Source organism: Kitasatospora sp. NPDC059827, from assembly GCF_042731675.1.
Classification (GTDB): domain Bacteria; phylum Actinomycetota; class Actinomycetes; order Streptomycetales; family Streptomycetaceae; genus Kitasatospora.
The window spans coordinates 1-7903 of sequence record NZ_JBHWIV010000153.1; the positions used below are offsets into that span (position 1 = coordinate 1).

A 7903-nucleotide genomic window follows, 5' to 3' on the forward strand; every position below is an offset into this window, starting at 1 on the left:
TGGTGGTTTTTTTTTTTTTTTGGTTTTTTCTTTTCTTGTTCCTATTCTTGGTTTTCCGCCCCGCGGGTGCCGCCCCCCGCCCCCCCGCCGCCGCCCCCCCCCGGGCGCTCCCGGGGGGGGGCCGCGGGCCGGCAGTGCGCAGTACGGCAGTGCGGCGCGGGCGTCAGCCCGTGATCGGCGCCAGCGCGGCGGTCATCGTCCCCGCGATCCCGGAGCCGCCGTTGTAGGAGCCGACGGTGGCGTCGTCCAGGGCGTTGACGATGTCGTCCCCGGCGACCTGGTTGCCGTTGCCGACGATCACCGTCCAGTCGTTGCCGCCGGCGGTCTGGGCGGCGTCCACCGCGCCGCCCCCCACCCCGCCCGCGCCGTTGTGGGAGCCCACGGTGGCGTCGTGACCGGCGTTGATGTCGTCGTACCCGGCGACCTGGTTGCCGTTGCCGACGATGACGGTGCCGTGGTTGCCGCCGGAGACGACGTCCGCGCTCGCGGCGGTCGGTACGGCGGCGACGGCGAGGCCGGCCGCGCCGAGCGCGACCAGGATCCGGGCAGTGCGACGGTTCATGAGGGTTTCTCCACTCCTGTCGGTGAGTGCCCCGGTTAGGGCGTGGCCGACCGTAAGCACACGCCCCGGCGACGGCGGGTGACGGTCCGCCGCCCGTGGCGTGTCGGTCCGGGCCGCCGGGGTCCGATCGGACCAACCGCCGGCCGACCGCGGGAACGCCCGGTCCGGCCTCGGCCCCGGGGCGGAGCGGATTTGACGCACGATCATGCCGCGAGTGACGGTTGCCGGAACCCGTTCACCACACCGCGGAATGCAGGGGTGCCAGATGCACGAGCTGATCCTTCGTCACGCCTCGGAGCAGCCGGACCGGACCGCCTTCACCGACTCCGGCGGCGCGGTGAGCTACGGCGACATCCCGGGGGACCACTTCTCGGTGCTCGACGAGCACGTGGCGACGACGGCCGAGGCGATCCGGACCTGGCTCGCCCGGACGGTGGGCCCCGGACGGTGACCGGCCCAGGCCCTGTCCGGCCAGGCCTTGTCCGGTCGGCCGGACAGGGCCTCGGCCGGACAGGGCCTGGCCGTCACCGGCGGGTCTCGATCCGCAGGTCGCCCATGGTCACCCGGCGGAGGTGGTCGCTCGCCAGCAGGTCGTGCGGCTGGCCGAGGTCGACCGCGCCCGCCGCGTCCAGCCGGTCCAGCTGGGCGGCCGTGAACTCGACCGCCAGGGCGCCCAGGTTGTCCTCCAGCTGGGCGAGGGTGCGGGCGCCGATCAGCGAGGTCGTCACCGCCGGGTTCCGCAGGGTCCAGGCCAGCGCCACCTGGGCCGGGGTGCGGCCCAGCTCGGCGGCGACCTCCCGGACGACCTCGACGACGGCGAGGTTGCGCTCGGTGAGCGTGCCCAGCGCGAGGTTGACGCTCCTGCGGGTGCCGTCCCCCGCACCGGTGTCGGTCGCGGTCACGTCCTCCCGGCGGTACTTGCCGCTGAGCACCCCGCCGCCCAGCGGCGAGTACGGGACCACGCCGAGGCCCAGCTCGCGGGCCATCGGGATCAGGTCGCGCTCCCCGGTGCGTTCGGTCAGGCTGTACTCGATCTGCAGCGCCACCAGCGGCGACCAGCCGCGCAGGTCGGCGATCGCCTGCATCCGGGACACCTGCCAGGCCGGGGTGTTGGAGATCGCCACGTACAGCACCTTGCCCTGCCGGACCAGGTCGTCCAGGCCCCGCAGGATCTCCTCGACCGGCGTTCGGAAGTCCCAGACGTGCAGGTACAGCAGGTCGAGGTAGTCGGTGTCCAGCCGCCGCAGGCTGCCCTCCACCGAGCCGAACAGCGCCTTGCGGTGCGCGCCACCGGAGTTGGGGTCGCCCGGGCGGCGCAGCGTCGAGTACTTGGTCGCCAGCACCAGGCGCTCGCGCTCCTGGTGGGCGAACTCGCCCAGCAGGCGCTCGGAGCTGCCGTCGGTGTAGGTGTCGGCGGTGTCGAGGAGGTTGCCGCCGAGCTCGACGTAGCGGTCGAACAGCTTTCGGGCCTCGTCCCGTTCGGCGCCCCAGCCCCACTCGGTGCCGAAGGTCGCCGTGCCCAGGGCCAGCGGTGATACCCGCAGCCCCGACCGGCCCAGCAGCCGGTAGTCGTCGAGGGTCAGTGCCATCAGGTTCTCCTGCGGTCGTGATCGGTTGTCGGGACCGAGTCTGTGGCGGCGGCGGGCCGGGGGTAAGGGAAGGCTCTTCCTGGGAAGGCCTGTCCCACCCTCGCGGTTGGACCGGCCATGACGACCCGAACCGTGAACACCACCCGGACCACCCGGACCACCCAGGAGCTGGCCGCCTTCCTGCGGAGCCGGCGCGAGCGCTCCGCGCCGGACCGGCCGGACCTGCCGTCGCACCGGAGGTCCCGGCGGACACCGGGGCTGCGCCGCGAGGAGGTCGCCGAACTCGCCGGAGTCAGCACCGACTACGTGGTCCGGCTGGAGCAGGGACGCGGGCTGCGGCCCTCGGCGGAGGTGCTGGCCGCGCTGGCCCGGGCCCTGCGCCTGGACCCCGGCGAACGCGACTACCTCTTCGACCTGGCCGGACGGCGCCGCCCCGGCCGTACCGACGGGCCCGCCCCCGGCGCGGCGCCGTCGCTGGCCCACCTGGTCGACGAGCTCTCGCCGCTGCCGGCCATGCTGCTGGACCACCGCTACGACATCCTGGCCTGGAACCCCGAGCTGGCCCGGCTGCTCCCGGGTTTCGACACCCCGTCGCCGACCCGGCTCAACGCGATGCGGCTCTGCCTGCTGCACCCGGCGATGCGCGACTTCTACGCCGACCGCGAGGGCGTGCTGCGGGACGGGGTCGCCCACCTGCGGGCGGCGTGGGCCGCGCACCCGCAGGACCGGGCGCTGACCGACCTCATCGCCGAATTCACCGCGCAGGACGAGGACTTCGCCCGCCTGTGGTCCGAGCGGGAGGTCCGCGTGAACGGACGCGGCCGCAAACTGCTGCGGCATCCGGTCGTCGGTGCGATCGCCGTCGACTTCGAGGTGCTGCTGCCGCTGGAGGACCCGGAGCTGCGGCTGCTGATCTACCGCGCCGCGGACGAGGAGAGCCGCGCGGCCCTGGACCGGCTGTGCGCGCGGTGACAGCGGCTCGGGGGGCGGCGGACCGGTGACAGCGGCCCGGGGGCGGCGGCCCGGGGCGGCCGGTCAGTCCTGTCGTCCGCGCAGGAGCCGGGCGCCGAGGCCCAGGCGGGTGGTGGCCGCCCCCGCGAACCCGCCGATCAGGATCGCGGGCCAGGGACCGGCGCCCAGCCCGCGGCAGACCAGCGTGGTGGCGACCAGTGCGACCAGGAGCACCGCCAGGTCCACGGCGGCGGCTCGGCGGTCCCTGCGTCCTGTCGGCGACATGTCCGCCCTTGCGTTGGAGGTGTGACCTGCGGTCGGTGACATCCAGGACCTTAAAGAGTTTGCAAAGTCCAGGCAAGTGAAGGAGGGATCGGCGGGGGCAGGGCGGGCCAGGAGCGGCCCACTCCCGCAGGGACGATAGGTGCGATGTTCAAATGTCTGATGTTTGGCTATGGTGCTCCCATGACACGCATCAAGACACCGCGTCGGACGGCGAGCCTGTCCGCGCAACTCGTGAACAGCCTGCGCTCGCACATCGAGGCCGGCGGCTGGCCGGTGGGCACCCGGATCCCGTCGGAGCAGGCCCTCATCGAGGAACTCGGGGTCGGCCGCAGCACCCTGCGGGAGGCGATCGGGGCGCTCGTGCACCTCGGACTGCTAGAGACCCGGGCGGGGGACGGCACCTATGTCCGCTCGTCGAGCGAGCTCCAGGCGGTCATGCTGCGCCGGGCCGGTACCGCCCAGCGCGCGAACGTCCTCGAACTGCGGACCGTACTGGAGGAGTACGCCTCGGGGGCCGCCGCCCTGCGCCGCGACGAGGAGCAGGTGCAGCAGCTGCGGGAGCTGTTGGCCGACGCCGACGCGGCCGCCGCGGGCGGGGACCTGTCGCTGGCCGGCAGCGTGGACGCGCTGTTCCATCGGGCCGTCGTGCGGGCGAGCGGGAACGGCCTGCTGATCGAGGTGTACGACCACCTCGGCACCGCGCTCACCGCCTCCCTCGGCGGCCTGCCCTGGGACGCGGCCCACGCCGAGGAGCACGCCGGACTGCACCGGCGGCTCGTCGACGCGATCGAGGGCCGGGACGAGGACGGGGCCCGCGACGCGGCCGCCGCGATCGTCCGGCTCACCCGTGACCACGAGGCCGGCGGCCGTGGAACCGACGGCCGCACCGCCGGTGGCCACAACTCCGGCGGCCGCACCGCCGGTGGCCACAACTCCGGTGCGGAGGTGACGAAGTGAGCTCCCCGTCCCCCTCGGTGTCCACCGAGCGCCCCAGCGCCGAGGCGTCGCCCCCGGACCGCACCCGCCCCGCCGTGTCGGTCGGGCTCGTCATCGGGATCTGCCTGGTCGCGGCGAACCTGCGCACCGGTCTGACCGGTGTCGGCACACTGCTCCCGGCGATCGAGCAGGACAGCGGCCTGACGTCGAGTTGGGGCGGCCTGCTGAGCACCCTCCCACTGCTGACCTTCGCCGCCACCTCCCCCCTGGTGGCCCGCGCCTCCCACCGGTTCGGCAGCGCCCGGCTGCTGGTGGCGGCGCTCGGGACGCTGGCCGTCGGGACGGTGATCCGCTCGCTCCCCTCGGTGGCCTGCCTGTTCGCCGGGACGGTGGTCCTCTCCGCCGCGATCGCCTTCGGCAACGTCCTGCTGCCCGCGCTGATCCGGCGCAACGTGCCCGCCCACCGCATCCAGGGCGTCAGCGCGCTCTACGTGACGGTCATGGGCCTCACGGCCGCGCTCTCCTCCGGGATCTCCGCGCCGCTGGCCCACAGCCTGCCGGGCAGCTGGCACACCGCGCTGGCCTGGGGCACCGCCTTCACCGTCGCCGCGTTCATCGTCTGGCTGCCCCGGCTGCGGCACGACCGCCCCGGGGCGGGCACCGGCGCGACCCACTCCCCCGCGCCCTGGCGGTCCCCGCTGGCCTGGCAGGTGAGCCTGTTCATGGGCCTGCAGTCCCTGGGCTTCTACACCGCCGTCGCCTGGCTGCCCAGCATCCTGCTCCACCAGGGCGCCGACAGCACCACGGTCGGCTGGATGCTGTTCTACTACCAGGTGATCGCGCTCGCCGCGAGCAGCGCCCTGCCACTGCTCACCCGGGGCCACCACGACCAGCGGTGGACCGCGGCCGGGGCCTCGGTCGTCGTCGCCGCCGGCTTCGCCGTCCTGCTGTCGGCCCCGGGCCTGACCGTCGTGGCCTGCACCCTGCTCGGGCTGGGCACCGGCGTGTGCCTGGTCCTGGCTCTGAGCTTCCAGAGCGAACGCGTCGGCAGCGCCGGCGAGGCGGCCGCGCTGGCGGGTATGGCGCAGTCCGTCGGCTACCTCGTGGCGGCGGCCGGCCCGCTCCTGCTCGGCATCCTGCACGACGTCACCGGCAGCTGGACGCTCCCCCTCGGGCTCCTGGCCGTCCTGAGCACCGCGATGGCGGCGGTCGGGTACGGCGCGGGCCAGGACCGCCACGTGAGGCCGCCCGCCCGCTGAGCCCGGCGCTCCCGGCTCAGAGGAGGACCACTCCCGCCACGGTCGTGGCCACCAGGACCACGATCATCACCACGTGGTACAGCACGCCCCGCTCCGCCGAGCGCTGCCCGGCGGACCGGTCCAGCATGAACACGGCCGGATCGGACGGATCATGATGGACCGTCAGCTCAAGGCCGTACGTACGGGGCGGGCCCGGGAGATCGTTCCGGCAGTGCGCCGTGACGGCCGTGCCGTCCCGGGTGGTGAAGGACAGCACCGGGGTGATGGTGGTCGAGGTGTCGCCGTCCTCGTCGACGCTGACGTCCCTGAGCACCGCCACGACCCGGCCGGGCACCGCCTCCAGCGCGGCCAGCCTGCCGAGCCGGGCCTTCTTGTCCCGTACTGCTCCCGGGAGCAGGACGATCCCGGCGACGGCCCACGAGCCGGCCACACCGATCAGGGCCCACGGCCACCCCCAGCGGACGGCGGCCAGCGCCACCAGCCCGGCACAGACCAGGAAGAACGCGAAGGCCGGCCGGTCCAGCCCGCGGCCGGGCTGCTCCGCCGCATCGGAGAACCGGTAGGCATGCGGGCGGCCCAGCGGGTACCCGATGCCGAGCTCCCGGCCCTCCCACGCGACGGTGATCATCTCGCCGCGCTCGCCGTCGTTGGTGACCTCGACCTCCTCACCCGAGACCGGGTCCCGGTAGCGGACGACCACCGGGATCCCGCCCTTGCGCGAGCCACCGTGCCGGGGCTCGGTCACCCGGACGATCCGCCCCGTCAGCCGGACCTTCCGCTGGTCCGCCGTCACCCCGGCCAGCGACCTGCCCAGCCCGACCAGGGCCACCACGGCCCACAGCCCGCACCAGACCAGCAGGATCTCGTCCCACCCCATCGCGCTCCTCCTCTCGTCCGTACCGGTCAGCCGCCGCTGCGCCGCAGCACCTGGCCCCGGCCGTCCGCCTCCAGCGTCGCGGAACCGCTCTCGCCGGTCACCACGATCCTGAGCGTCAGCGCGCCGGTGATCCCGTCGGCGGTCAACTGCCAGCGCTTCGGAGCCGTGACGCCGAGGGTGTTCCGGGCCTCCTCCACCAGGCCGGGGATCCGGTCGTAGGGCAGGGAGCGCGGATCGAAGCCGGTGGCCTGTGCCACGCCCGGGGCGAAGACGACGGTGAGCTGACGGTCCTGCACGACGACGGCGAGTGCCTGGCGCGGCTCGCCACCCGGGGTCAACGACTCGACGGCCTTGCGCAGTTCGCCCTGGTCCAGCATGGACTGCCCCGGGCCGAGGGCGACCGTGCCGGTCGCCGAGGTCACGGTGATCGTGGCGGACGAGGACTCGGAGGAGGAGGAGGAGGTGACGGCCGGCCGGGCCGTGCCGGTCCCGTCCTCGACCACGGCGAACAGCTCGGTGTGGAACGGCAGCAGCACGGCGCCCACGCCCAGCAGCAGGCCGAGGACGGTCAGCAGGCAACCCGCACAGCCCGGCCCGCTCTCCTCCCGCATCGCCGGGCCGGGTACCGAGTCCAACCTGGCCCCGGCCACGCGCCGTTCCCACTCCGGCGTGGGCCGCTTCACGATCCGCGCCTTCCACGGCCGGTCCGGCGGGTACTCCACCACCACGATCCCGCGCGGCCGGTAGTCGGGGAGCTCGACGAGGTTGATCTCCTGCCGGATCTCCACCCGGAACGCGGGCGCGCCGTCCGGTACGACGCTCAGGTCGAACCGCACCGGAACGTCGCTGGTCTCGCCCCCGACGGCCTCCCGCTCCTCGATCAGCGCCAGCGCCCGTTCCGGCACGGCTGCCGCCCCCCGGCCCCGGCGCGGCAGCGAGACGAGGAACGCCACCAGCCCGTAGGCCGCCGGCAGCGCGAGCGACAGGACGATCAACGACGCCCGCCCGAGCACGCACCCGCTGACGAAACCGGTCAGCGACGCCCCGATCACCCCACCCGTCACGAGGGCCAGGGCGAGTTTGGACGGCGTGTTCTGCGGGGGCGGCCCGCCCGCGACTGTCGTCATGCGGCCGATTGTGCACGTCCCGGGCAACCGCCGACAGTCCTGCGGGTGCCCGGAACGGTCACAAGCCGATCACAACTCCCGCCCCACCCTCCCCTCTTGGCGACGGCCGGTCCGGGCCGCACGCGGCTATGCACTGCTCACCATTGCTTGTAACTTTGGCCGATCGAACAGTTCTGAGCAGAAACGGGGACGCCCATGACCGTCACGGACCGCATCGCCCTGTCCGGCGCCCGGCTCGTCCTGCCCGGCGGGGTCGTCGACGGCGGCCGCCTGGCCGTCGAGGGCGAGCGCATCGCCGCCCTCTCCCACACGGCGAG

General features: G+C 74.0%; 9 protein-coding genes. 4 read left to right on the top strand and 5 right to left on the bottom strand.

The features are described 5' to 3' along the window. Positions 1-163: 163 nt before the first annotated feature. The gene (locus tag ACFV8H_RS40675) at positions 164-562 is read right to left on the bottom strand and encodes a hypothetical protein (RefSeq protein WP_380409725.1); all 399 of its coding nucleotides are present in this window, start codon (positions 560-562) and stop codon (positions 164-166) included. Positions 563-827: 265 nt separating this feature from the next. On the opposite strand from ACFV8H_RS40675, the gene ACFV8H_RS40680 reads away from it, so the two are divergent. Then, complete coding sequence (locus tag ACFV8H_RS40680) at positions 828-1013, top strand: hypothetical protein (protein ID WP_380409727.1); 186 nt, start codon at positions 828-830, stop codon at positions 1011-1013. Between the two features lie 73 nt (positions 1014-1086). Here the strand turns inward: ACFV8H_RS40680 and ACFV8H_RS40685 are convergent, their stop codons facing one another. Next, complete coding sequence (locus ACFV8H_RS40685) at positions 1087-2151, bottom strand: aldo/keto reductase (RefSeq protein WP_380409729.1); 1065 nt, start codon at positions 2149-2151, stop codon at positions 1087-1089. A 117-nt stretch (positions 2152-2268) separates the two neighbouring features. On the opposite strand from ACFV8H_RS40685, the gene ACFV8H_RS40690 reads away from it, so the two are divergent. After that, entirely contained in the window at positions 2269-3123 is an 855-nt protein-coding gene (locus ACFV8H_RS40690) for a helix-turn-helix domain-containing protein (RefSeq protein WP_380409731.1), read from the top strand. A gap of 63 nt (positions 3124-3186) precedes the next feature. Here ACFV8H_RS40690 and ACFV8H_RS40695 read toward each other — a convergent pair whose 3' ends face one another. Continuing rightward, positions 3187-3387: a hypothetical protein gene (locus tag ACFV8H_RS40695; protein WP_380409733.1), complete on the bottom strand. Its 201-nt coding sequence runs from the start codon at positions 3385-3387 to the stop codon at positions 3187-3189. Positions 3388-3567: 180 nt separating this feature from the next. Between ACFV8H_RS40695 and ACFV8H_RS40700 the strand changes: the two genes are divergently transcribed. Both ACFV8H_RS40700 and ACFV8H_RS40705 read left to right on the top strand, forming a co-directional pair. Next, entirely contained in the window at positions 3568-4344 is a 777-nt protein-coding gene (locus ACFV8H_RS40700; RefSeq protein WP_380409735.1) for a FadR/GntR family transcriptional regulator, read from the top strand. Beyond that, positions 4341-5582 (top strand): CynX/NimT family MFS transporter, encoded by a 1242-nt coding sequence (locus ACFV8H_RS40705; protein WP_380409737.1) that lies wholly within the window; start codon positions 4341-4343, stop codon positions 5580-5582. The genes ACFV8H_RS40700 and ACFV8H_RS40705 overlap by 4 nt, the downstream gene beginning before the upstream one ends. A 16-nt stretch (positions 5583-5598) precedes the next feature. On the opposite strand, the gene ACFV8H_RS40710 is transcribed toward ACFV8H_RS40705, so the two are convergent. Then, positions 5599-6459: a DUF3592 domain-containing protein gene (locus tag ACFV8H_RS40710; protein WP_380409739.1), complete on the bottom strand. Its 861-nt coding sequence runs from the start codon at positions 6457-6459 to the stop codon at positions 5599-5601. Between the two features lie 26 nt (positions 6460-6485). Further along, entirely contained in the window at positions 6486-7586 is a 1101-nt protein-coding gene (locus ACFV8H_RS40715; protein ID WP_380409741.1) for a hypothetical protein, read from the bottom strand. Between the last annotated feature and the right edge of the window lie 317 nt (positions 7587-7903).